This window comes from Bradyrhizobium sp. SZCCHNS1022 (genome assembly GCF_032484835.1).
Lineage (GTDB): Bacteria > Pseudomonadota > Alphaproteobacteria > Rhizobiales > Xanthobacteraceae > Bradyrhizobium.
Window position 1 is genome coordinate 116,590 of sequence record NZ_JAUETT010000008.1, and the last position, 23,430, is coordinate 140,019.

General features: G+C 61.4%; 21 protein-coding genes. 11 read left to right on the forward strand and 10 right to left on the reverse strand.

Translation table 11 applies throughout. The annotated features are described in order from the left end of the window. Nucleotides 1-38: 38 nt before the first annotated feature. Nucleotides 39-383, forward strand: a complete 345-nt coding sequence (locus tag QX071_RS32830) for a hypothetical protein (RefSeq protein ID WP_315750851.1) — start codon at nt 39-41, stop codon at nt 381-383. Nucleotides 384-1,085: 702 nt separating this feature from the next. Further along, nucleotides 1,086-1,682: a hypothetical protein gene (locus QX071_RS32835; protein ID WP_315750852.1), complete on the forward strand. Its 597-nt coding sequence runs from the start codon at nt 1,086-1,088 to the stop codon at nt 1,680-1,682. A gap of 484 nt (nt 1,683-2,166) precedes the next feature. On the opposite strand, the gene QX071_RS32840 is transcribed toward QX071_RS32835, so the two are convergent. From QX071_RS32840 to QX071_RS32850, 3 genes are all read right to left on the reverse strand, one after another. Beyond that, entirely contained in the window at nt 2,167-3,807 is a 1,641-nt protein-coding gene (locus QX071_RS32840; protein WP_316172176.1) for a type IIL restriction-modification enzyme MmeI, read from the reverse strand. Beyond that, complete coding sequence (locus QX071_RS32845; RefSeq protein ID WP_316172177.1) at nt 3,710-5,071, reverse strand: type IIL restriction-modification enzyme MmeI; 1,362 nt, start codon at nt 5,069-5,071, stop codon at nt 3,710-3,712. Before QX071_RS32845 ends, QX071_RS32840 begins: the two co-directional genes overlap by 98 nt. A 374-nt stretch (nt 5,072-5,445) precedes the next feature. Further along, nucleotides 5,446-5,736 (reverse strand): BrnA antitoxin family protein, encoded by a 291-nt coding sequence (locus tag QX071_RS32850; RefSeq protein ID WP_315750854.1) that lies wholly within the window; start codon nt 5,734-5,736, stop codon nt 5,446-5,448. Between the two features lie 41 nt (nt 5,737-5,777). On the opposite strand from QX071_RS32850, the gene QX071_RS34175 reads away from it, so the two are divergent. After that, nucleotides 5,778-6,071 (forward strand): hypothetical protein, encoded by a 294-nt coding sequence (locus QX071_RS34175; RefSeq protein WP_410052192.1) that lies wholly within the window; start codon nt 5,778-5,780, stop codon nt 6,069-6,071. Between the two features lie 131 nt (nt 6,072-6,202). On the opposite strand, the gene QX071_RS32860 is transcribed toward QX071_RS34175, so the two are convergent. Further along, the gene (locus QX071_RS32860) at nt 6,203-6,541 is read right to left on the reverse strand and encodes a putative quinol monooxygenase (protein WP_315729663.1); all 339 of its coding nucleotides are present in this window, start codon (nt 6,539-6,541) and stop codon (nt 6,203-6,205) included. Between the two features lie 397 nt (nt 6,542-6,938). Between QX071_RS32860 and QX071_RS32865 the strand changes: the two genes are divergently transcribed. From QX071_RS32865 to QX071_RS32880, 4 genes are all read left to right on the forward strand, one after another. Further along, nucleotides 6,939-8,177, forward strand: coding sequence for an FAD-binding protein (locus QX071_RS32865; RefSeq protein ID WP_315731227.1), 1,239 nt, complete (start codon nt 6,939-6,941; stop codon nt 8,175-8,177). Further along, a complete protein-coding gene (glcF, locus tag QX071_RS32870; protein WP_315727599.1) occupies nt 8,174-9,493 on the forward strand; it encodes a glycolate oxidase subunit GlcF in 1,320 nt (439 codons plus the stop codon). Before QX071_RS32865 ends, glcF begins: the two co-directional genes overlap by 4 nt. Nucleotides 9,494-9,542: 49 nt before the next feature. Next, nucleotides 9,543-10,049, forward strand: a complete 507-nt coding sequence (locus tag QX071_RS32875; protein WP_315706625.1) for a hypothetical protein — start codon at nt 9,543-9,545, stop codon at nt 10,047-10,049. 450 nt (nt 10,050-10,499) lie between these two features. Continuing rightward, a complete protein-coding gene (locus tag QX071_RS32880; protein ID WP_315706697.1) occupies nt 10,500-11,495 on the forward strand; it encodes a TorF family putative porin in 996 nt (331 codons plus the stop codon). 289 nt (nt 11,496-11,784) lie between these two features. On the opposite strand, the gene QX071_RS32885 is transcribed toward QX071_RS32880, so the two are convergent. Further along, nucleotides 11,785-13,551: an ABC transporter ATP-binding protein/permease gene (locus tag QX071_RS32885; RefSeq protein ID WP_315706626.1), complete on the reverse strand. Its 1,767-nt coding sequence runs from the start codon at nt 13,549-13,551 to the stop codon at nt 11,785-11,787. 340 nt (nt 13,552-13,891) lie between these two features. Between QX071_RS32885 and QX071_RS32890 the strand changes: the two genes are divergently transcribed. Together QX071_RS32890 and QX071_RS32895 are read left to right on the forward strand one after the other, a co-directional pair. Further along, the gene (locus QX071_RS32890) at nt 13,892-15,556 is read left to right on the forward strand and encodes an L-lactate permease (protein WP_315706627.1); all 1,665 of its coding nucleotides are present in this window, start codon (nt 13,892-13,894) and stop codon (nt 15,554-15,556) included. Between the two features lie 142 nt (nt 15,557-15,698). Beyond that, nucleotides 15,699-16,109 (forward strand): hypothetical protein, encoded by a 411-nt coding sequence (locus tag QX071_RS32895; protein WP_315706628.1) that lies wholly within the window; start codon nt 15,699-15,701, stop codon nt 16,107-16,109. Between the two features lie 57 nt (nt 16,110-16,166). Here QX071_RS32895 and QX071_RS32900 read toward each other — a convergent pair whose 3' ends face one another. The 3 genes from QX071_RS32900 to groES all read right to left on the reverse strand — a co-directional run bounded on the left by QX071_RS32900 (nt 16,167) and on the right by groES (nt 19,628). Then, nucleotides 16,167-17,360 (reverse strand): hypothetical protein, encoded by a 1,194-nt coding sequence (locus QX071_RS32900; RefSeq protein WP_315706629.1) that lies wholly within the window; start codon nt 17,358-17,360, stop codon nt 16,167-16,169. A 209-nt stretch (nt 17,361-17,569) separates the two neighbouring features. After that, the gene (gene groL, locus QX071_RS32905; protein WP_315706630.1) at nt 17,570-19,213 is read right to left on the reverse strand and encodes a chaperonin GroEL; all 1,644 of its coding nucleotides are present in this window, start codon (nt 19,211-19,213) and stop codon (nt 17,570-17,572) included. 118 nt (nt 19,214-19,331) lie between these two features. Then, a complete protein-coding gene (gene groES, locus QX071_RS32910) occupies nt 19,332-19,628 on the reverse strand; it encodes a co-chaperone GroES (RefSeq protein ID WP_315706631.1) in 297 nt (98 codons plus the stop codon). A gap of 324 nt (nt 19,629-19,952) precedes the next feature. Between groES and QX071_RS32915 the strand changes: the two genes are divergently transcribed. Beyond that, complete coding sequence (locus QX071_RS32915; protein WP_315706632.1) at nt 19,953-20,459, forward strand: hypothetical protein; 507 nt, start codon at nt 19,953-19,955, stop codon at nt 20,457-20,459. Between the two features lie 115 nt (nt 20,460-20,574). Here QX071_RS32915 and QX071_RS32920 read toward each other — a convergent pair whose 3' ends face one another. Beyond that, nucleotides 20,575-21,354, reverse strand: a complete 780-nt coding sequence (locus QX071_RS32920; protein WP_315706633.1) for a protein phosphatase CheZ — start codon at nt 21,352-21,354, stop codon at nt 20,575-20,577. Nucleotides 21,355-21,664: 310 nt separating this feature from the next. Between QX071_RS32920 and QX071_RS32925 the strand changes: the two genes are divergently transcribed. Continuing rightward, entirely contained in the window at nt 21,665-22,450 is a 786-nt protein-coding gene (locus QX071_RS32925; RefSeq protein WP_315706634.1) for a L,D-transpeptidase, read from the forward strand. Nucleotides 22,451-22,521: 71 nt separating this feature from the next. On the opposite strand, the gene QX071_RS32930 is transcribed toward QX071_RS32925, so the two are convergent. Next, nucleotides 22,522-23,346: a DUF2076 domain-containing protein gene (locus QX071_RS32930; protein ID WP_315706635.1), complete on the reverse strand. Its 825-nt coding sequence runs from the start codon at nt 23,344-23,346 to the stop codon at nt 22,522-22,524. Between the last annotated feature and the right edge of the window lie 84 nt (nt 23,347-23,430).

Here is a 23,430-nt window from a genome sequence, read left to right on the forward strand (position 1 = left end):
CATCCACGTCTTGGCCCCCGAGGGGAAGAAAGACGTGGATGGCCGGGTCGAAGCCCGGCCATGACGATGTGGATGCATTTTCAAAAACGCTGACAACATATGCGATCGCGTCGGCCGACGGGGAGGGAATGGCATGGCCGATGCCACGGCGATTTCCATCATCGCATCAGATCCAGGTTCACATCTCAGCATTGGACATGACTTCGCATTCCCGCGGCGTCATCTGCCCGAGTGTTGCGACCGACACACCCTTCGAAACCATCGAGAGGGCGCGGGGAATGCCGGGTGAAGGCCTCACCCATGGCCCGCCTGCAAACAAAAAGCAGGCGGCAGTCACCACAGGTTCAGCCGAGCATCCGGCATTCCCCGCGCGCTGGTTTTAACGCTTATACGTGCTCGCCCCGGGGACCGGCTCGATTGCCCCCGTCCGCGTGAAGCAAAGCTTCATCGCGTTGCGACAACGCTTGCGCGTTGCGCTAGGCCTCAGCACCGGGAGGCCAGGCCCACACGATTTCACGTCCGCGTCGCAGTCGTTCGTCGGCATGGCTTTGATTGAGCATGATCTTATCGGAAAACCGCTTCGCACTTTTCCGGATCATGCTGCCACGCTGCGACCCGACACGGCCACCGCATCCCCACCTCACGTATCGTGACGACCGCGCGTACGTCCCTCTCGGCGAAGCAGGATGCGTGGAGGATCGCACGATTTCTGGAAAAACGAAATAGGAAATTTTCGGTGCCTAGCGGAGGCTTGCCGATGTGCGTTGAAATAGCTCGCGAAATTAGTTTTTCTGCGCTGGCGATTTTGACCTCCGTCGACCGCCTTTGTGTAGTAAGATCGCGCAAAATCGCAAAGGTGATTTGCCCGACGCCTCGGAGAGGTCCTTTCCGGGGTGTCTGTTCCGCGGAGGCCGCGGGCTCAACGGCGCTTAGCCGCAACGAGCGAACTGAATTTCAGTGCACTGAACTGCAGGGGCGTCGTGGCGCTGTCGTCGTCCTATATAATTTCTTCGCCCCATAACAATATTATTAAGTGCAGCGGCACCGTAATGGGGCGGCTCCCCCAGGCACCATCAGGATTTCGCATGGCAATCATGACTGATGCAGAACTCAATGTGGCGGTGGCTCACGCCAGCTCGCTTGTTCAAGGTATTCACGATTACTGCGGCCGCAAACTGCGAGCCGACGCGAAGATAAAATTTCCCCGAGGCATGATTGGGACTGCCAATTCGTATCGGGAACGGTGTCCCGCCTATCTCAACCGCGACCAGATTAGTAGTTGCGCTTACGGTTTTATGTTTCTGGATGTGCTCTGGTGGTTGGCGTCTCGCACCGACATTGCAAGCGTCGGAAAGCAAATGACTTTGAAGTCAGCTATTGTGACGCTCGGCACGATCCTCGAGGTATCACTGCATGTACCAGGGTTGCCAAAAAATAGTGTGCTTTCGGCAAAGAACGGAGCTGGCGTGCAGCCGCGGCTCAAAAAAGCAGAGGAAGAAGGCTGGATAACGAAAGAGCAATGCGCAACGCTGAAGCAATTGTGGCTGCATCGCAATAATGTGCATATCAAGATCCTCGCGCAAAGCGAACTCGACCTTTACGAGTCTAAGCACGTGAACGAGCCCTATGCGGCGTTACTTGTCCTCATGGCGAAATTGAAAGAGTGGAATGGGGGCGCCTAGCGCGAGACAGCCGAGCAATTGCCCGGCTGAACTCCGACATATTTCGCTTGCGGTCGCGCAGGAGGTAAGTGTGCCCGCCCATTTCGTCGCGCGCGCCGTAGGTTGGCGGAGCCGCGCTTCCGCGCGGCGCTAGAGGGCATACGTCGATAGCCGTACTCAATCCGCTAGGTACATCCTCCGCGGCGTTAGGAAGAGGTTTGCTCTAGTCCGCATCGGCATCGTACCAGCGCAGTCACGTAAGATAAGGCTTGGTCGGCGCGAATCCCTCTGCGGGTTCGAACCGCTCGACCTGAAATGTTATCGCGAGGTTCAGGTTCTGATCGGCCGCAACCCCACCGAACCCGTGGGATTTAGCGAACTGCTCCTGCGCTTCTCACAGCAGGAGACTTGCAGACGTCTTCGGTTGGATGCGATACCGGAAGACTGGATCACGGGGGCTATTCACAATTTTCAAAGCAAATTCTCTGGATTTGTTGCCCATGCCTCAGGGGGTTATGCGATCTGAAGTAATATACGCGGCGGGATTATTGATGAATGTGGGAAGACCTGGGCCGCGGACGTCTTGCCCTTTTTCTTGCTTTGCGGCGAGCTCTTGATTGAGGTCGAACAAAAACTGGATGGCATCCTTACCCTTCGGCATTCCAAAGGCCTCACGCACCGCTTTGTCCAGCTTTGCCTGCGCATCCTTAAGCGGATGCGAGCCAGGTGTTTCGATCGTGCGGTACAGTTCGCGAAGCCCCATGTTGTGCTTTTTCAGCAGCTCGTGCCGTAAATTTCGAAGAGCAACGGCTGCTTCAGCAACAGCCCTTACCGCTTTAGGCTTTGGATCTTGTGGCCAAGGGAAACTGTCGAACACGGTGTTGGAGGTGTATCGCGGGTCAGCTTTCATGCTGGAACAACGTTCGTTGAACCACTGCCAGTGAATTCCGGATTGCAGAACACCAAAAGAGTAATCATCGGCCAGTGGAAATACGGTCAGCGAGTCATTGGGATGAATCGCTGGGTCAATAAATTCGAAAATTGGGCGTTTGGTTACGCGGCCGCATGTGATATAGCGCGGCAGCTTTGCAGTGGCAGAGAGCATTTTTTCTCTAGCTCGAAATAGCAACCACCACTTTTCAAGCGCGCTCGCATGGTCCTTAGCGATTTTCGCCTTGGAATCTTCCTTTAAGGCCTTTTCATTTTCGGCCCTTTCCTTGGCAGCCGATTTTTTCCGGTCGGGCAATACGCGCTTCTCAATTCTCTTGAAGAGCTCTTTGTAACCTTGCGCCTCTAGAAGGGAGCGCTTGCCAAAATCGATGACGTATCGCGAAGGTTTGCCGGATGCAGTCCCAATCAAATCATCTGTAATCAGGAAAGGGAAAAGAACCTGAGCGAGTGACGGCTCGCCTGCTATCATGAGCTTCGCCTCGTTGAGACTCATCAAAAAGCCGTCATGTCCATGCGTCTGGCCCTGATAGCAGGCATCTGACTTAGCGTTTACGGTGAGTGCCGCTGCATCCTTTAAGTCTATACCAAAGGACAATGCTGAGTTGATCGTATCGACTTCCCGGACCTCCCAGGGGCTGCTGAGCTGGTCTCCATTTTGCTTGAAAAGCTTTTTGGAACCCGGTTGTTCTCCCTTGATCCAGTTGACAATCGAGACGTGCACGACGGCATCACCGGACCACACCTGGCTGCTCACAGCTTCGGTTATTGTGCCGCCGTGGCGAACGATATGATCAAGTCCACCAATGCGGCTGTAGTTCTGTCGGATTGTGTTCGTACCAACTAGACCTGCACGCTGTCCTGGCTGAAGTTGATCGTGGGCCTTTCGAAGCCAGTAAACACAATAATCGGCCCGGCCCGGCACTTCGGGATGCGCAGCACGAACACGATTTACATAAGGCCGCCCGAACTCGTCTATCATCTTGTTCTTGGACTGGAACGGTGGATTGCCGATAATTGTATCGACCGTGGGCCAGTCACAAAAGACGGCGTCGGCACGCTGCACGTTACCATCAAGATTGTCGAGCGGTAGCGCATCTTCATCTACGAAGGCAAACTGGGCTTGATCGTGGGATAAAACTGCGACTGCTTCGTCGAGGGCCAGCTTTTTCGCCATCATTAAGGAGACTTTCGCCAACTCGACACCAAAGGTATCGATATCGAGCCCGTAGAACTGTTTCGGACTTATCGCACAGATGGGGCTTCGCCCGATTTGCAAACTCCTTCGGAGTCAACATCTCCTCGGCTCGCGTAAGGATACGAAGATCAAGACGCGCCAATTCGCGAAAAGAAACATAAAGGAAGTTTCCACTCCCGCAGGCGGGGTCGAGGACTTTGAAGTCCATCAGCTCGCGGCGTAACTCGAACAATTCCTTCGCTGTCTTGGCTTGATCGATCCGTTCACGCCATGGCCGAACGATCGTTGGCCCGACGATCCGTTGAATGTCAGCCTCGGAGGTGAAGTGCGCTCCTAACGCGTGTCGCTCGTCCGCATCCATGCTCTGCTGGAACAACGAACCGAAGATGGCAGGATTGACCTTGGACCAATCCATCAGCGCGGCGCCGTCATCACCGCCGATTAATTCAAGTTCGGCGTTCGTCAGTTCGATGGGCTCCACCTTTGAAAACAAGCCGCCGTTGAAATAGCGGACGCCTTTGAATCGTCCGGCCGGCGCCGACTTGGGATTATTCATCTGATTAAAAAGCGCGCCGAAGAGATCGTAAGAACTCTGCTTGTGTTCAAAACAGTCGTCGACGATACCCTTAACCGTGCCTGCGGGCAGCAGATCAATGTCTTCTGCAAACATCGCAATGACCGTTTGCAGAACGAAACGCTGAGCCTGCGCGCGGGGAACAGGATTGGACAAGCGATGGGTCAGCTTCTTAAAGAGCATCGCCATTGAGTTCGCAGCTTCCCGGGAAACGGCCTCTCGGTCGTTGTTGAAAAGCGGCTTTCGATCGTCCGGGAATAAGAAGTTGAGAGCCGTATAACGCTTCGGAAGATCTGCTAACGCAACGACGTCGACAGGTTCGTCGAGTTGCTTGTCAAAGTCATATATCCAGAATTCGTCAAAGTTACAGAGCACCACGTAACGTGGTCGGTTGGGTACCGCGTTTAGCCAGTAGTCGAAGGCCTGCCCATAGTGCAGATGAAGTTTCTCGCCTCTCTTCTTCATCTCAAGCAGAAGACGAGGCTTCCACATCAAATCAGCGAAACTAGTGCCCTTTGACGAAGCCTTCTTAATGCGGAACTCAAGCGTCGCTTGAGCTTCCTTGTACCCACCGTGGCCAAAGGCTTGGAAAAGACGATCGCAAAAAACCTGCGCCTCACCCTTCTCATCGCCCTCAAGGGCGCTCGCATATTCCACAAAATGGATCAGATCTTCGACGATTTTGGACATATGGCTCAACTGTATTCGTTCGGTGGACCCAATCAACGGCTGTCGGACTCTGCTGATTCGCGGCGCGCCTCAGCTCCCCTTCTTATCTCAGCGTAGAAGAAAACAGGCCTGTGGCAATTGGTGCTCGCTTGGAAAAATTTCATCCGTCAACCACGGGCGCTCGCTTTCCGGCTGTCCGATGGGAGTCATCAGGCGGCTTGTGGGGCTCGTCTCCGTTAGGCGTGGACTCCAGCGCAAGAAATGGAGTTCGCTTTCGCTCGGTCAAATTCATTAAACGGCCCGTTTGCATTTACGGAGGCCAACATGACCGATCCCCATGTCGCGATCGGACCCTCGACCGCAATACCAATTGCGACGTGACCTTCACCGGTCGCTCACGCCGCCTGGCGAGGTGACTTCTTCGCTGCCTTGCGCTTCTTCGCTGGTTTCTTCGTGACGATCTCAACCAGGGCGTCATCGATCTTCGTTTGCCAGCCCCGGCCCTTCGATTTGAAATACTTCACGACGGCGGGGCTCAAGCGGATATTCACCGGGATCTTTGTCGGCTGCTTTTGTGGACCGCGCCGGGGAATCATTTTCGCAAGGTCAGGGAAGACTTCAGAAAATGGCTTGCCCCTGGCGAAATCCTTCTCGGTCAATTCCGGGTTATCCGAGACGGCTTTCATGTCTGCCTTCGAGTAGGCGGGTTTCGCTTTAGCTCTTGGCATTGGACAGCTTCCTCTCCTTCTTCGAAGCCGCGCGCATCGAAATCACCGAGAGTCCTTCGAGGCCAAGAACGGCGAAGACGACCGAGATCACGCCGCTTGCATCCGTTCCGATCGCTCGGGTCACGACCGCCTTTTGCGGAAAGCACCAGGGCGTTCGCAAAGAACTCATCGGTCAAATTGGCGAAATTCAAGCGGTGTTTGGCAATGTTTGCGATGCGCTTCGGTTCATCTCAAACGATTTGCATAAGTATTTTGTATATACAAAATGCTTATGGCTCAATCAAGATGAGTGAGATCCAGCGCGCCGCGGCTTCTCGGTGACCCACAACGGCCTCTGGATACTGGATCGTCCGCTTTCGCGGACGATGACAGCGAGGGTCTACATTTCCTTATCGATAGGAACCGAGGCTTTGAAAGCGCTCGTCTAAATCAGCCCGTATTGCATCCGCTCCCGCCGCGCCAGCAGGGGCAGGGCCTGGCCGGCGATATAGGTCTTGAAGTGGGCGCTCTCCTGGTGCGCCTGGAACGCGGCCTCGTCGCGGAACAGCTCGTAGAACAGAAACTGCGCCGGGTTGTCCTTGGCGCGGGAGATCAGGAACAATTGGGCGCCGGGCTCCTTTTGCGCCTCGGGGAGGAAGCGTGACAGGATCTCGGCGACGCGGTCGGCCTCGCCGTCCCTGGCTTCCCATTGCGCCACCACCAGCAGGCCGCCGCCGCTGACGGCCTCGTTCACCGTTGTCGTGTCGATTGCATATCGCGCCATTGTCGTCATCCTCTCGTTCGGGGTTCCGCGAGGCCATCGATAGCTCCGTTTCGGTAGCGGATAGTTCGATCGCGGATGAACAATGGATGCGGAATGACGCGAGCGCCCAAGCGTTCCGCGGCGTCGAGCCGGATGCGCCGTGTGCAGGCTGCACGTTCCGTCACGCCCACCCTTGTGTCCGGCCTCCAACGCTCGGGATCATGATGCGATTGGCAGGGATCGCATCATGATCTCATCTGCTTGATTGAGCACGATCTCCGCGCAAACGCCGGACGGCGTTTGTCGCGAGGCCAAAACCGGGCTGCACTTTTCGCAGATCATGCTCTAGAAGGATTCCAACGCCGGTGGCGGCGCCTTGCGCGGCCGCCTGGGATCATCAACAAGCAAGGCAGCAGTGGTGGACGCCCTCAAAGTACGGAATGCAGCCGATGTCGAGGAGGCGGTGCGCGCCGCCATCGCCGGCGATCAGCCGCTCGAGATCATCGGGCACGGCTCGAAGCGGCCAATCGGCCAGCCGATGGCCACCAATGCGGTGCTCGACCTCTCGGCGCTGAACGCCGTCATCGCCTATGAGCCGAACGAGCTGATCATCACCGTGCAGGCCGGCGCGCCGCTCGCCGACGTGCTGTCGCTGATCGATTCGAAAAGCCAGCAATTCGCCTTCGAGCCGGTCGATACCGGGCCGCTGCTGGGCCTGCCGGGCAGGGGGACGATCGGCGGCATGATCGCGGCCGGGCTGGCCGGTCCGCGCCGGATCAAGGCCGGCGGCGCGCGCGATCATCTGCTCGGCGCGCACGCGGTGTCCGGCTTCGGCGAGAGCTTCAAGACCGGCGGCAAGGTGGTGAAGAACGTCACCGGCTACGACCTCTGCAAGCTGCTGGCGGGGTCCTGGGGCACGCTCGCGGTCATGACCGAGGTGACGCTGAAGGTGATGCCGCGTCCCGAGGCCGAGCGGACGCTGGTGCTGCGCGGCCTGGACGCCGATAGGGCCAATCAGGCGATGACGGCGGCACTTGGGTCGGCCTTCGACGTGTCGGGGGCGGCGCATCTGCCTGCATCGCTGTCCGGCACGGAGGCCGACGGGCTGAAGAAAATTGCTGCTCCGGGACAGTCCATGACCCTGCTGCGCCTGGAGGGCATCACCGCGTCGGCGGTGGATCGCGCCGCCTCGCTTGCCAAGCAGCTGATGCCGTTCGGAACGGCCGAGATCCTTGAGGATGACGCATCGGCCGCAATCTGGAGCGCCGTGCGCGACGTGCTGCCGTTCGCCGCCCACGGTCCGCTCGGGACCTGGCCGGTGTGGCGCATCGTCTGTCCGCCGGGCTCGGGCGGCAGGCTGGGCCAGGTTCTCGCGCGGGAGACGGGCGGGCAGGTGATCTACGATTGGGGCGGCGGCCTGATCTGGCTGGCGCTGCCGCCGCAGCCCGAAGCCGCGGCGGCGCAGGTGCGCCGGCATGTCGGCGCCGCCGGCGGCCACGCGACGCTGCTGCGCGCATCCGAAGACGTCCGGCACAGGGTGGACGTCTTCCAGCCGCAATCGGCCGGTGTGGCCGCGCTCGAGGAGCGCGTGCGCGCCTCCTTCGATCCGAAAGCCATTCTCAATCGCGGCCGTCTGCGGCGGAGTGTTGCGCCATGAAAACCGAATTCAGCCTGGCGCAGCTTGCCGATCCCGATATCGCGGTCGCCGACAAGATCCTGCGGGCCTGCGTGCATTGCGGGTTCTGCACCGCGACCTGTCCGACCTATGTGCTGCTCGGCGACGAGCTCGACAGCCCGCGCGGCCGGATCTACCTGATCAAGCAGATGCTGGAGAAGGACCAGGCCCCGACCGCTGACGTCGTCAAGCATATCGACCGCTGCCTGTCGTGCCTGTCCTGCATGACGACCTGTCCGTCCGGCGTCCACTACATGCACCTGGTCGACCAGGCGCGGGTGCGGATCGAGAAGACCTATCGGCGGCCGCTGGCCGATCGACTGCTGCGGGCCGTGCTCGCCGCCGTCCTGCCGAGCCCCAAGGCGTTTCGGCTCGCCACGCGGCTTGCGCGGCTGGGGCGGCCGGTGACCGCCCTCTTGCCCAAGCCCTCGGCGTCGAGTGGCCCCACACCGAGCCTGCTCCGCAGGGTGCGGGCCATGCTGGACCTGGCGCCGGCCGAGCTGCCGCCGCCAGGCCCCGCCGGCGGCGCGGTGTTTCCGGCCCAGGGCGAGCGCCGTGGCCGGGTCGCCCTGCTGCAGGGATGTGCGCAACAGGCTCTGGCGCCGCGCATCAATCAGGCCGCGATCAACATGCTCACGCGGCACGGCGTCGAGGTGGTGCTGGTCCGGGACGAGCAATGCTGCGGCGCGCTAACTCATCACATGGGACGGGACGAAGACGCGCTGGCGCGGGCCCGCGCCAACGTCCGGGCGTGGACCGCGGAGCGCGATCGCGGCGGCCTGGACGCCATCCTGGTGACCACATCCGGCTGCGGAACCGTGATCAAGGACTACGGCCATATGCTGCGGGAAGACCCGCAATATGCCGCGGCCGCCGCGACCGTCTCGGCCTTGGCCAAGGACATCACCGAGTATCTCGGCGCGATCGAACTGAGATCGGCCGCACCTAAAGCTGAGATCGTGGTGGCCTATCACTCCGCATGTTCGCTGCAACATGGTCAGAAAATCACGGCCCTTCCGAAAGAATTACTTTCCAAGATGGGATTCGTAGTGAAAGATGTGCCGGAGAGTCATTTGTGTTGCGGTTCGGCGGGGACCTACAACATTCTCCAGCCTGACATCGCGGTGAGGCTGCGTGATCGGAAGGTCGCCAACATCGCAACCGTCAAGCCGGATGTGATTGCTGCGGGCAATATCGGCTGCATGATGCAGATCGCCAGTGGCACGTCAGTTCCTGTGGTCCACACGATTGAGCTTCTCGACTGGGCGACGGGCGGTCCTCGGCCAGGAATCAATTGAGCGATGGGCGTCGTGCGCGACCAGCCGGCCCCATCCGGCGTCCGCCGGAATGCTCGGCGGCAACAGGAGGATCACGATGGCGAAAGACAAAAAGGACAAGAAAGACAAGAAGGATAAAAAGAAAAAGAAGCTGATGGCGCAGGCCAAGAAGGCAGCCAAGAAGACGGCGAAGAAATCCGCCAAGAAGTCTGCAAAGAAGGCAGCGAAAAAGGCTCCGAAGAAGGCAGCCAAGAAAGCCACCAAGAAGACCGCGAAGAAAGCTGCAAAGAAGGCGACGAAGAAGGTAGCCAAGGCTCCGGCGAAGAAAGCCAAGAAGGCTGCGGCGAAGAAGGCGGCCAAGGCGCCCGCCAAGAAAGCGGCGGCAGCCGTACCGGCGCCGAAGAAGAAAGCCGCCAAGAAGCGCGCCCCGAAGGCCGCGCCAGCCGAGCCGATCTTCGACATGAGCCACGCCGAAACGCCCGAAACCGAATCGGCGCAGGGTGAAAGCTGGGCGGGACCGACGTCCGAGCCCGTCGAAACCGGCGACGATGAAACGGCCGCCGGCGCGGGCCGGTAGCTGAAGCTAGTCCCTGCTTGAATCATTCGGAAAGCCGCAGCGATTGCTGCGGCTTTTTGCTTGCGCCGGCTCGAACTTGCTTGCGCTGGCTCGAACCTACTCGCGGGCCAGGGTTTCCCGCCGCGACATTGATCTCGACGCCCGGCGCAAAATGCGCGGGCTGATTCGCTCGGCTGCGCCCCGTGCCATCCTGGTGTGGCTGTCATGTCTCGGATGCATTCCCGATACTTCTACTCGCGGTAAAGTTTGTTGTTCAAATGCAACAGCTGCCGACAACCTGCCGTAGAAGCGCCAAAACGCCTAAAAAGGCGGCAAATGCCGCGCTTTTTTGCTTCTCCAATGCCTGGGACCTGACACAAATTGCCGATGGTTTGACGCAGTCGGTTTGTTTGTGTCCCGGGGGGATCGGAAATCGGACTGATGTTTGGAAGCTAGGTGATGGGGATCGTCATGCGGAAATGGACTTTGTTGGCAACGGCGCTGGCAATGGTATCGGGGTCGGCTTTCGCGGCGGATCTGCCGATGAAAGCTCTGAAGGCGCCTCCGGCTCCGGCCTTCGAGCCCTGGGATGTCGCTTTCGGCGGCGCGATCATGAACGACTACATCTTCCGCGGCGTCACCCAGTCGAACCACAAGCCGTCGGTCGCCGCCTACATCGAGCCGCGCTACAACGTCACCAAGGACCTGCAGCTCTATTTGGGCGTCTCCGGCGAGAGCATTTCCTTCGCCAACCGCGCCGCGGCTGAGATCGACGTCTACGGCGGTATCCGCCCGACCTTCGGCGCCTTCGCCTTCGACATCGGCGTGTGGGGCTATCTGTATCCGGGCGGCACCTGCCAGTTCGGTGGCACCGGGTTCGACTTCGCCGGGAATTTCCAGGGCACTGAGTGCGCCACCAACTTCCTGCTCAACGGCAACACCATGAAGAAGGACGTCAGCTTCTTCGAGGTCTACGGCAAGGGCACCTACACCATCAACGACAACTGGGCCGTCGGCTTCACCGAGTTCTATACGCCGAGCTTCCTGAACTCCGGCGCCTGGGGCAACTACACCTCGGTCACCGGCAAGTGGACCGCGCCGGCTGATCTGTTCGGTTCGAGCGGCGTCGGCATGTATGTCTCCGGTGAGTTCGGCCGTCAGTGGTTCGGCACCACCGACAGCTTCTACGGCACTGCGGTATTCCCGAATGGCATCCATTACGCCGACTACAACACCTGGAACGTCGGCATCGGCTTCACCTACAAGGTGTTCACGCTCGACCTGCGTTACTCCGACACCAACCTGTCGAAGGGTGATTGCAGCGTCTTCACCGGTGCCTTCAACGCGACCGTCGGAGCGGCGCCCGTTACCGGCAACAATCCGCTGGGAGCCAGTTCGAACTGGTGCGGCGCGGCTGGCATCGCCAAGCTCTCGTTCGACCTGACGGCGATCAGCAATCTGAAGTAAGTTCAGTCCTCAAGACCTGAGGACGAGGGGCGGCAGAGCGATCTGCCGCCCTTTGCTTTTGCGTGAGGATCAATCGAAGGCGAGCACGCGGCGGGCGTCGGATCGACATGCGAACCAACGGGACTTCGCGGGGAAGCCGATGATGGGCGCTCGCGAGCGCATCGCTCCAGCTCCGCCGTTGGCACTGGACGGCGGTGGATTGCGACATGCGCAACGCCAGCAATACCTCCGTTGCAGCCTGCAACAGGCCAACTCCGCACCGTAGGCCGCCAGCGGCTTCGCCGTTCCTCTACTCGCCGCCTCCGGCGGAGTAGGCTTTCGCTTGCTGGTCCTTGTTGCGGAGGGCAAACCGATCGCCCTCGCGGGTCAGTTCGACCCTGCGGTCGTGAAGCTCGTGAAGCGTCGAGCGATGGCCGATCGAGACGATGGTGGTATCGGGCAGGCGCTCCTGCAGCATGCGATAGAGCGTGGCCTCGGACGGCTCGTCCAGGGAGGCCGTCGCCTCGTCCAGGAACAGGTATTGAGGCGCATGCAGCAACGCCCGCGCGATCCCGAGCCGCTGCTGTTCGCCCAGCGACAGCGTGCGATTCCAGTGGCCGTCGTCTTCCAGCTGCTCGCTGAGCTGCGGCAGCCCCACCGCCGCGAGCGCAGCCCTGACCTGGTCATCGCTGAAGGCATCGGACGGCGCCGGATAGACGATCGCCGCTTTCAGAGCCCCGATCGGGAAATAGGGCCGCTGCGGCAACATCATCAGCTTGGTATGCGCGGGCACGCTGATGACGCCGGCGCCAAATGGCCAGACGCCGGCGATGGCGCGGAATAAGGTCGACTTGCCTGCCCCTGATGGGCCGGTCACCAGGGTGCTTTCACTGCCGCGAATGCTGAAGCCATCCGCCGAGATCAACGGCAGGCCGTTCGGAAGTTTGAGCAGCAGCTGCTCCATCTCGATCGCGTCGCGGCCGGCCGCACTGACAAGGTCGACGGTTTCCGGCTCGCTGGACAGCGATATCGCGCTGTCGATCGACATCTCGAAGCCGTCGAGGCGGGCGACTGTCGCGCGCCAATCAGCAAGCGTTCGGTATGCGCTGACGAAAAACGACAATGCACCTTGTACGGTCGAAAACGCGGAAGCAGTCTGCATCATGCCGCCCAGCGCGATCGTCTTGGCGAAATAGGCGGGTGCAACCACGACATAAGGAAAGATCACGACCGCCTGCGAATAGCCGGCTGTGAATGCCGTCAGCCGCTTGGTCCGGCTCATGATCTGGTACCAGTTGTTCACCACGCGGCCGAAGCGCGTCGACAGCTGTCCCTGCTCCGCCTGCTCGCCTCTCAACAGCGCGATCTGCTCGGAGTTTTCACGGACACGGACCAGATTGAAGCGGAAATCGGCTTCGAACCGCTGCTGCTCGAAATTGAGGTTGACCAGCGGAGAGCCGATCCACTGCGTGAGCGCGGTGCCGAAAATCGCGTACATCAAGGCGATCCAGACGAGATACCCGGGGATCGCGACTTCGCCGCCGAACAGGCGCAGCGGAGCGGCGTTTGACAGACCCCACAGCACGACGACGAAGGACGCCAGCGACACGATCGAGCTGAGCAGACCGATCGTGATGCCCAATGTCTGCTCGATGAACTGCTTGACGTCCTCGGCAATGCGCTGGTCGGGATTGTCGGCCGCATCGCCCTTGAGCTGCATCCGATAGTGGTTGGCTCCGTCGAGCCAGCGGCGGAGATAGACCTCGGTCATCCATCGTCGCCAGCGGATCTGCAGCCACTGATTGAGATAGAGCTGGTAGACCGACAGGACGATGAAGGCCGCTCCGAGGACGAGAAAGACGCCGATCAGCCAAACGAAGGTGTTCCAGTCGTACTGCTGAAGGGCGTTGTAGAACCGGTTCTGCCACTCATTGACCAGGACCTGGATGGCGACCAGCGAGAGCTCGATCGCGATCACGGCCGCGAGCAGAACCCGGCCGGCGAGCTTGTCCTCGGACCGGAAATAGGGGATGGCGATCCGCCAGACGATGGCGATGGTCGAGCGCAGATTGTTCACTAGCTGACTGCTCCGAAGACAGGGCTCATGGCCCCCAACCGGGAAAGAATGCCGCGGCGCAAATAGCCGGGGTGGACCCTCATGGAGGGTAGACTAAAGTCGTAAGCGGCGCGACCGGGGTTCACTTGTGGTTCAGTTGCCTCAGACCCTAGCATGGGCCACGGCGCGGGGTGGGAACTGCCGAAGATTTCGCGAGAATTTGAGCACAGTTTGGCGCTGCCAAGCATGTGATCACATTCCGTGTTCCGGCGTGATTCGCGCCCCCGGCGCCATATCGGCCTGACCCGCCCTGCCGGGCAAAGGCCCAAGAAGCTCAAATGGGGAGTTGGGGAGGAAAGTCATGTGGAACCAAATCTATAACCCACTCGGGAGCGCCGCGCTGTCGACCATCGCGGCCGCAATCCCTGTGGTCACGCTGCTGGTGCTGATCGCCAGCGGCAAGGTGAAGGCGCATATCGCGGCCATCATCGCCGTGATCGTGACCAACCTGATCACGATCTTCATCTTCACGATGCCACCCAATATGTCGATCCGGGCCACCGTGCTCGGCATCGTGACCGGCTTTTTCCCGATCGGCTGGATCGTGCTGAACGTCATCTTCCTCTACCAGGTTACGGTTTCGACCGGCCGCTTTGAACTCTTGAAGCGTGCGGTCGGCGGCGTGACCGAGGATCGGCGACTGCAATTGCTGCTGGTCGCGTTTTCCTTCGGCGCATTTTTCGAAGGCGCCTCCGGCTTCGGCACGCCCGTGGCGATCACCGGTGCCGTGCTCATCGGCCTCGGCTTCTCGCCGCTGGCGGCCTCCGGCCTGTCGCTGATCGCCAACACCGCACCGGTGGCCTATGGCGCGCTGGGCACGCCGATCCAGGGCCTCGCTTCGGTGACGGGTCTCGATCCCTACATTCTCGGCGCGATGGTCGGACGCCAACTGCCGGTGTTCTCCCTGATCGTTCCGTTCTGGGTGGTGTGGGCATTCGCGGGCTGGAAGGGCATGAAGGACGTCTGGCCGGCCGTGCTGGTCACCGGCATCTCCTTTGCGGTCCCGCAATTCCTGATCTCCAACTACGTCAACCCCTGGATCGTCGATATCGGCGCCTCGCTGATCTCGATGGGCACCTTGATCCTCTTCCTGCGGGTCTGGCAGCCGAAGCAATTGTGGCTGTCGCCCGCCCTGCGTGGCCGCGACGAATCGGCTGCGACCATGACCGCGCCGAAGCCGCTCGATCGCACGCCGCTGACGCAAGCCGAGCTGTGGAGCGCATTGCTGCCGTGGATCATCGTCTGCATCGTGATGCTGATCTGGGGCAATGGCGGCTTCAAGACCTGGGCGAATTCGATCTTCACCTGGAACTACGCCGTGCCCGAGCTGGACAAGATGATCTACAAGATGCCGCCGGTTGCGGCGAAGCCGACGCCGGAGGGAGCGGTGTTCTCGTTCACCTACCTGTCGTTTACCGGCACGGGCATGCTGATCGCGGCGATCATCTCCGGCTTCCTGATGGGGGTGAAGCCCGGCAAGCTCATCGCTGAATATGGCCGGACGATCAGGCTCTGCGCGATCTCGCTGATCACCATCTCGGCGATGCTTGCGATCGGAACGCTGACGCGGCTGTCCGGCGTCGACGCCACGCTTGGTCTCGCCTTCGCTGCAACCGGAGTGCTCTATCCGTTCTTCGGCACCCTGCTGGGCTGGTTGGGCGTGGCACTGACAGGATCGGACACCGCTTCAAACGTGCTGTTCGGCAATCTGCAGAAGATCACGTCGGAGCAGCTCGGCCTGCCGTCGATTCTGATGGCGGCGGCGAACTCGTCCGGCGGCGTGATGGGCAAGATGATCGACGCGCAGTCGATCGTCGTCGCCTCTACTGCGACCAATTGGTACGGGCATGAAAGCTCGATCCTGCGCTACGTCTTCCTGCATTCGATCGTGCTGGCCTGCCTGGTCGGCATCTTCGTGACGCTGCAGGCTTACGTCTATCCGTTCACGGCGATGGTGCTGAAGTAAAGCCGCTTCACTTTGGAAAAATCCCCGCGCGAGGCCAGCTCGCGCGGGGATTGCTATTTTTGGGTCACAATTATGCGGGAGCCGTGCCGCCGCCGTGATCGCCTGTGGATGAAGGCGAACGTTGAACGATCGAGAGGGGGCTATGGTTTCTGTGAAGCGAGGGGCTGCTGGATGCGTGGCCGTGTTGTTTGTCGCGATAGCAGGCTTGCAGGCGGCCCGTGCCGACGCGGGCTTTCCATTCGGCATGGAGATGACCCTCGACGCGCTGCCGCAACCTGGATCGAAGCGGGTGCCCGATCTCGATATTGGCGACAACGGCGAGACCGTGCTGGAGCTGTGGTGCAAAGGCGCGAAAGGGCAGTTCTCGGTCGCGGGCGACAGCGTGATTTTCCTGGCCAGAACCATCGAGGATCGCAATTGCCCGGCCTCGCGCGCGCAGGCCGATGACGAGCTGATTGCCGCACTGACGGCAGCAACGAATTGGAAACGGCAGGGTGATTCGATCTTCTTCGTCGGACCGAAGACGCTTCACTTTCGGCTCAATACCAATTGAGCCCGTGGACGCGCCCGGTCGCAGGTTCGGCTGCGACCGGGCGGATCGGGTCCGCAGTTATTTCCAGACGGAGTTGTCGGCGTCCCAGCGTTTCGCCTTCAGCACCTTGGCCAGCTCAGCGATGGTGCCGCCATCGTCGCGTTGGTCGCCTTCCTCGTCCCCGGACGATTCCTCCGCCAGGATCAATTTTGCGCCGCCGGCCTCGTCCACCGTGGTCGTGACGGGACTGCCGACCCACAACATCAAGGCATCCGATTCACCCGGCTTGTCCGGTGCGACCAAGCCGGTGACTTCGATGACCTCGGTGAGATCGAGGCCCGGCATCAACTGGCTCGGCCGCTTGAAGGTGAGCTTCATCTTGCCGGAGACAGGGCTCCAGGTCGTAGCCACGGCCTTGGCGCCGTAGCTCTTGGCGAGCACGTCGGAGACCGTCGCTGCCAGTTTGTCCCGGTTGATCTTGTCGCCATCGCGCCAGTCGGCCGCGGCGAAACGCAAGGTGCGGTCCATCTCGACGGCACCCGCCGTCCAGCCGGCAGTGACGACTCCGTTCATCGTTCGCGCCTTGGCGATCAGCGCCGGGGCGCGATCGGGATCGACGGTCATGCTGATGGTCTGCTCACCCGCACGCAGCGCATCGCAGCCAACGGTCAGGCTGGACAGCCCGAGCTCGACGTCTTGGCCCCTGAGGCTCTTCAGGAAATCGAGCGCCGCATCCAGCTTGATGCGCACGGCGACGGCTTCCGGCGACACGTCGGTGAAATCCTTCGGCTGCGCAACGATACCGTCGTCGGTCGACTGACTGTCCTGGAACTCCTTTTCGCTGATGTCGGAATTGTCCGTCGAGGCAACTTCCGTGACCGTCTTGCCGACCGTGATCTGGCCGCGGAATTCGAACGTGTCGCCGCTGGCCTTCTGGGTCAGCTTGACCGATACGGGATCCTTGGTGCCGTTGCTCTGCGCGGTGCCGGTCAGTGTCTGGCCGTTCACCGCCAGATTGGCCACGAAGCGATCCTTGCGTTCGGAATTCTTCTCCACCGGATAGCAGACATCCAGCGTCGCCGCGGTGATTGTCTTGCCCTGCCTGGTTTCCTTCAGGATCACATCCGCATTGCCGTCCATCAGCCCGTCGATCGCGGTGAAGTATCTGGTCTCGCTCGTGCTTGGGGCAGTCTTGCCCACCTTGCTCTGGGACCAACCGAGTTCCGGCACTGCCGCGACAACCACGGCACCAGCAAGCAAAATCGCGCGCATCATGAAAATCCTGCTTTGGGTAAGAATCGAATGACCCGAATGTCCCGACTTCGAGGTCCGCTACATATCCGCCGTGATCCGCCTTAAGCAAATCGCGTGTGGCGAATTTGAAGTTCCGAACGGTTGGTCCGCGCCTCACTCATCTTTCGCAAGAAAAAGGCCGCCCGGAGGCGGCCTTCGTCATCTCTGGCAGGTGCGAAAGGGCAGGCTCAGAAGCCCATGCCGCCCATCCCACCCATGCCGCCGCCGGCCGGCATGGCCGGTGCCGGCTCCTTCGGCAGCTCGGCGACCATGGCCTCGGTGGTGACCAGGAGGCCGGCGACCGACGAGGCGTCCTGCAGCGCGGTGCGGACCACCTTGGCCGGGTCGATGATGCCCTTGGCGACCATGTCGACATAGTCCTCGGTCTGGGCGTCGAAGCCGAAGGTCTCGGACTTCTCATCCAGGATCTTGCCGACCACGATGGAGCCCTCGACGCCGGCGTTCTCGGAGATCTGGCGAATCGGAGCCTCGAGCGCCTTCAGCACGATGTTGATGCCGGCCTGGACGTCCGAATTGGCGTTGGTGATGCGGCCGACCGCCTTCTTGGCGCGCAGCAGCGCGACGCCGCCGCCGGGGACGATGCCTTCCTGCACCGCGGCGCGGGTCGCGTTGAGGGCGTCCTCGACGCGGTCCTTCTTCTCCTTGACCTCGATCTCGGTGGCACCGCCGACCCGGATCACCGCCACGCCGCCGGCGAGCTTGGCCAGCCGCTCCTGCAGCTTCTCGCGGTCGTAGTCCGAGGTGGTCTCCTCGATCTGCGTCTTGATCTGGCCGACGCGCGCCTCGATGTCGGCCTTCTTGCCGGCGCCGTTGACGATCGTGGTGTTCTCCTTGTCGATCACGACCTTCTTGGCGCGGCCGAGCATCTTGATGGTGACGTTCTCGAGCTTCATGCCGAGGTCTTCCGAGATCAGCTGACCGCCGGTCAGGATCGCGATGTCCTCGAGCATGGCCTTGCGGCGATCGCCGAAGCCCGGCGCCTTGACGGCGGCGACCTTGAGGCCGCCGCGCAGGCGGTTGACGACCAGGGTCGCGAGCGCCTCGCCCTCGACGTCCTCGGCGATGATCAGCAGCGGACGGCCCGACTGCACCACGGCTTCGAGCACCGGCAGCATCGCCTGCAGGCCGGACAGCTTCTTCTCGTGCAGCAGCACGTAGACGTCGTCGAGCTCGGCGGTCATCTTCTCGGCGTTGGTGACGAAGTAGGGCGAGAGATAGCCGCGGTCGAACTTCATGCCTTCGACGATGTCGACCTCGGTATCGAGCGACTTGTTCTCCTCGACCGTGATGACGCCCTCGTTGCCGACCTTCTGCATCGCCTGGGCGATCATCTTGCCGATCGCGGCGTCGCCATTGGCGGAGATGGTGCCGACCTGGGCGACCTCGGAGGACGAGGCGACCGGCTTGGCGCGCTTTTCGATGTCCTTGATCACGGCGGCCACCGCGATGTCGATGCCGCGCTTGAGATCCATCGGGTTCATGCCGGCGGCAACCGCCTTGGCGCCCTCGCGCACGATGGCCTGGGCCAGCACGGTCGCGGTGGTGGTGCCGTCACCGGCGGTGTCGTTGGTCTTGGAGGCGACCTCGCGCAGCATCTGCGCGCCCATGTTCTCGAACTTGTCCTCCAACTCGATTTCCTTGGCGACGGTGACGCCGTCCTTGGTGATGCGGGGGGCGCCGAAGCTCTTCTCGATCACGACGTTGCGGCCCTTCGGACCCAGCGTGACCTTGACGGCGTTGGCGAGAATGTCGACGCCGCGCAGCATGCGATCGCGCGCGTCTCCGGCGAATTTGACGTCCTTGGCTGCCATTTTTGAATGTTCCTCTGGTGGGACCTCATCGCCAGGGCTGTGTCCGCCCTTCGGTGGCTGATGAGGTTTGCAAAATCTGTCGCCCCGTCGCGCTTGGACGCGCGGGGCGCGAAGGGGATCAGGCCAGCACGCCCATGATGTCGGACTCCTTCATGATCAGGAGTTCCTCGCCGTCGAGCTTGACTTCGGTGCCGGACCACTTGCCGAACAGCACGCGATCACCGACCTTGAGGTCGATCGGCACCAGCTTGCCGCTTTCATCGCGGCCGCCGGGGCCGACAGCCACCACTTCGCCCTGCGAGGGCTTTTCCTTGGCGGTGTCGGGGATGATGATGCCGCCCTTGGTCTTCTCCTCGGCGCTGATACGCTTCACCACGACGCGGTCGTGCAGCGGACGAAATTTCGATTTGGCCATGACGTTTCCCTTTGCGGGCGCTTCGAACGGGGTTGCTGTCGGAAAAGAATCTGAATGCGGCCACATTTAGCGCGAAGCTGGCGCCAACTGACTCGCCCCTTTGGCAATCGTGCCCTCCGAGTGCTAAGGTCGCTCGGGAAATATGGCTTGACGCCGATCCTGTCAAGCAAACCGGTTAAGCCGTTCTTGAGGCTGTTATAAGATGCTACCTGGGGTAAACCATGGTGGCGAGGCAACGGCGGCATCCGACGTCGTTGCCCTTACGCCTGATTTGCGCTTGGTTGCCGGACGGGGCAGCCATGATCTTGTTTCTAAGGGGATCCCATGAAGAGTTCACGGTGCGCGCGGGCGGTTGCCAATCTGGGAATCGCTTCAGCGCTCACGATCTTTCTCGCCGCGTGCAGCAGCTTCAGCCTATCGCCCTCGGCTCCCGTCGCGCCCGAACCCGGCGTCGAACCTGAGGTCCCGTCGACGATCCGCCCCGATGAGCTGGTCGGCAAGTGGGGGCTCGCCTCGTATCAGAACCCCACCGACCGCGCGCGCACCGAGAAGATGGCGGTGGCGCAGTGCAAGCAGCCCTATACGATCGGGGCCGGCACTTCGGGCGGCGTGGTGATGCATCTCGCCGATCAGGCCACGCCGCAGGAGCTGCGGCTGAAAGGCTCATCCAGCGGCAAGAACTATATCGGCCCGGCCGGGCCTCCCGGCGGCGAGCAGGATCGCGAGGTGCTGTCGTTCGACGGGCGGGTGCTGGTGACCCGTTTCGTCGACAAGGATGCCGCGACCCGCTACGGCAACATGGTCTATGTCCGTTGTGGGCCGCGGGCCTGACGATCGAACCGACCGTTGGACGGTCTTCATCCATCAAAATGAAAAACGCCGGCATTGTGCCGGCGTTTTGTCTCTCGCCCTGACGCCGGACCCTCCGTCCGGCGCGGTCGATGGCTCAGTTGAACATGGCGTCGATGTCGTCCTGCGAGGCATGGCCGACCTCGCCTTCAGCCTTCGGGCCGTTGAGCAGGCGCGCATCGCCCTCGCGGGTGTCCACGATCGGAGGGGTATGCGCCTTGATGGCGTCGACGCCGCCCCAGATCTCCATCATCACCACGATGTGGTGCTCGATGAATTTCATCGTGGTCATCACCTTGTTGATGCGCTGACCGGTGAGGTCCTGGAAGTTACAGGCCTCGAAGATCGAGACCACGCGCTCCTGGATATCCTCGGAAAGGATTCGCTGCTGATCCGCCGAGTCGACCTTGGCTAGCGCGCTCGCCGCCTGGTCGATCGCTTCGGCCGCTTCGAGGATCTGCTGGGTCGCCTGTTCGGTGCCGCCGACCACCGCGCCGAGTTCGCCATTGACCTTGGCCATTTCCTGGCCGTCGAAGCTCTTGGCATGGAGTACCGCGATCTCGCCCTTGGTGCGGTTGATCGCGTCGTGGATCAGGTCGAGTTCGACCTTGAGCTTCTCGCACTGCTCGATTTGCGCACGGTAGGTCTCGAGCAGCGCGCGCGCTTCGGCGACCTCGCGAGCTGCGGATTCTTCGATCGCGGCGTTTGCCGAGCTGGTGCCACCGTTGCGCATGACATTGGCCATCTGAGTGCGGATCGCGCGGAGCTCGTCCATGATTTCCTTGTGCTGCGGGCCAATCTCGCCGCCCGCGAAATCGGGCTCGGGCATATGGCCGAGAATTCCTTCTTCGATACGAAAACGCTTGCGAACCGACATGAGATAATCCCTGTCCTCAACTTCAGTCTGTTCTAAGCGAACGCTATTTAACATCACGTTCACAACGGAAACTCTCAACGGACACGTGTTTGCGGCCGCGGTTAGCCGCGGTTAACCATGCCGATGAGCCCTTCATCCAAAATAAACGCTAGCCGCCGAATCCGCCCCGGCTTGGCGCGATGGTGAATCAAAACACGGCCCGTGTTTACCAAACCGATCGGCTTTTGATCTTAGTTGGCGGCATGCGCGGGCGGATGCTCGACCCCGCGCGATGAACAATCTTCAAGACGAAACAGTACAGAGTACGTCGATGTTCAAGTCCATCTTTCCAGCGCTGATTGCCGGCGCGTGCTTCTCTTGTATGGCGGTCGATCGGGCCGCGGCGATCGACGCCGCGGGATTTCAGCAGCCGACCGTGATCTATGCCGGCCCACCGGAGCAGAGCGCCCCCGTCCGCTCCGCCTATGTCGAGCGTTCGCGCATGGGTGGGGGCTTCATCGAATTCCTGTTTGGCGACCCGCAGGGACGGGGCTACCGCGACGATCCGGCGGAGCGGCCGATCTATCAGCAGCAGCCGTCCTACTATGAGCCGGAGCGCTCCGGCGGGGCAGTCCCCGAGCAGGAGGAGGCTTATGATCCGCAGCGCCCGCTCGATCCGAAATACGAGAAGCAGATCGTTGAGTATGACGGCAGAGAACGGCCGGGCACGATCGTGATCGATACGCCCAACAAGTTCCTCTATCTGGTTCAGGGAGACGGAAAGGCGTTGCGTTATGGGATCGGTGTCGGCCGTCCCGGCTTCACCTGGTCGGGCGTCAAGACCATCACCAACAAGCGCGAGTGGCCGGATTGGACGCCGCCGGCGGAGATGCTGGCCCGCAGGCCCGACCTGCCGCGGCACATGGAAGGCGGGCCGCAGAACCCGCTCGGCGCGCGCGCGATGTATCTGGGGTCCTCGCTGTATCGGATTCACGGCTCCAACGAGCCCTGGACGATCGGGACCAATGTGTCGTCCGGCTGCATCCGGATGCGCAACGAGGATGTGATCGACCTGTATGGCCGCGTCAATGTGGGTACCAGGGTGATCGTCATTTGAAGCCGATCGGCTTTCAATAGCAAAAGGCCGCCCCAATAGGCGGCCTTTTTTCTTAGCAGAGGGAGGGGCTATTACGCGTAGTCGCTGCCGTCGTCACCGCCATTGTCATAATCGCCGGCATCCGCATCCATGTCGTCGCGATCATTGTCATCATTAGAGGCCTGGTCGAACAGGCCGGAGCGGCCGCTGTCGCCGGAGCGGCCGATATCGTCGATGCCGGCATCGCGCGCCAGCGAACTGTTGGACTGATCGCTCCAGGGCGAGCTCGATCCAGGACGTTCCTCGATGATGGTGGTGTCGCCGAAGGCCTGATGCTGGCCGCCGCCCATCATGTTGCGGATGCCGCCCAACAGCAGCGAGCCCCCGACCATGCCGGCCGCCGCGGCTGCAGCCGTGCCGAGGAACGAGCCCCCGCCGCCGCCGAAGATACCGCCTTGCGGCTGACTGTAGCCGCCTTGACCGTAGGCGCCGCCCTGGCCGTAGCCGGCGCTCTGGCCGTAGCCGCCCTGACCGTAATAGCCGGGTTGCCCCTGGGGCATCGCCTGGCCGCTGTTCCACACCGGCCGGCTAGGGGCACTTGGAGGCGGAACGTTGGGGACCGAGCCGCGGGATTGGCCGGAGCCGAAGATCGTCTCACGCATCGAGTCCAGGAAGCCGCCGGACTGGCTCTGCTGCGGCGCCTGCGCCTGCTGCTCCAGCTCTTCGATTCGCGCATTGGCCCGCTTCAGCGCTTCGTCCTGCACCAGCACGGTCTGCACCAGGGGATAGACCGCGTGCGGTGCGCGCTGCAGTCCCTGGGAGATAGCGGCGGCGGCCTCCGGATCACGCGGTGCACTCTCCAGCCTTGCAAGCCGGTCGAACAGATCGTCGATCAGTTGGCGTTCTTGCGGTGTCATCAGATCCTCCTGCCGCCTCGTCTGGCGAAGCGCGGCCAAGAATCTAAGGGCGGTTTATGTGGCAGCTAGTGGGGGGCGGATTAA

Excerpts from the sequence above, each read along its gene's own strand:
- QX071_RS32830 (WP_315750851.1), top strand. The coding sequence starts at position 39 with ATGGCCGGGTCGAAGCCCGGCCATGACGATGTGGATGCATTTTCAAAA.
- QX071_RS32835 (WP_315750852.1), top strand. The coding sequence starts at position 1,086 with ATGGCAATCATGACTGATGCAGAACTCAATGTGGCGGTGGCTCACGCC.
- QX071_RS32845 (WP_316172177.1), bottom strand. The coding sequence starts at position 5,071 with ATGTCCAAAATCGTCGAAGATCTGATCCATTTTGTGGAATATGCGAGC.
- QX071_RS32850 (WP_315750854.1), bottom strand. The coding sequence starts at position 5,736 with ATGAAAGCCGTCTCGGATAACCCGGAATTGACCGAGAAGGATTTCGCC.
- QX071_RS32860 (WP_315729663.1), bottom strand. The coding sequence starts at position 6,541 with ATGGCGCGATATGCAATCGACACGACAACGGTGAACGAGGCCGTCAGC.
- glcF (WP_315727599.1), top strand. The coding sequence starts at position 8,174 with ATGAAAACCGAATTCAGCCTGGCGCAGCTTGCCGATCCCGATATCGCG.
- QX071_RS32875 (WP_315706625.1), top strand. The coding sequence starts at position 9,543 with ATGCTCGGCGGCAACAGGAGGATCACGATGGCGAAAGACAAAAAGGAC.
- QX071_RS32880 (WP_315706697.1), top strand. The coding sequence starts at position 10,500 with ATGCGGAAATGGACTTTGTTGGCAACGGCGCTGGCAATGGTATCGGGG.
- QX071_RS32890 (WP_315706627.1), top strand. The coding sequence starts at position 13,892 with ATGTGGAACCAAATCTATAACCCACTCGGGAGCGCCGCGCTGTCGACC.
- QX071_RS32895 (WP_315706628.1), top strand. The coding sequence starts at position 15,699 with ATGGTTTCTGTGAAGCGAGGGGCTGCTGGATGCGTGGCCGTGTTGTTT.
- QX071_RS32900 (WP_315706629.1), bottom strand. The coding sequence starts at position 17,360 with ATGCGCGCGATTTTGCTTGCTGGTGCCGTGGTTGTCGCGGCAGTGCCG.
- groL (WP_315706630.1), bottom strand. The coding sequence starts at position 19,213 with ATGGCAGCCAAGGACGTCAAATTCGCCGGAGACGCGCGCGATCGCATG.
- groES (WP_315706631.1), bottom strand. The coding sequence starts at position 19,628 with ATGGCCAAATCGAAATTTCGTCCGCTGCACGACCGCGTCGTGGTGAAG.
- QX071_RS32915 (WP_315706632.1), top strand. The coding sequence starts at position 19,953 with ATGAAGAGTTCACGGTGCGCGCGGGCGGTTGCCAATCTGGGAATCGCT.
- QX071_RS32920 (WP_315706633.1), bottom strand. The coding sequence starts at position 21,354 with ATGTCGGTTCGCAAGCGTTTTCGTATCGAAGAAGGAATTCTCGGCCAT.
- QX071_RS32925 (WP_315706634.1), top strand. The coding sequence starts at position 21,665 with ATGTTCAAGTCCATCTTTCCAGCGCTGATTGCCGGCGCGTGCTTCTCT.
- QX071_RS32930 (WP_315706635.1), bottom strand. The coding sequence starts at position 23,346 with ATGACACCGCAAGAACGCCAACTGATCGACGATCTGTTCGACCGGCTT.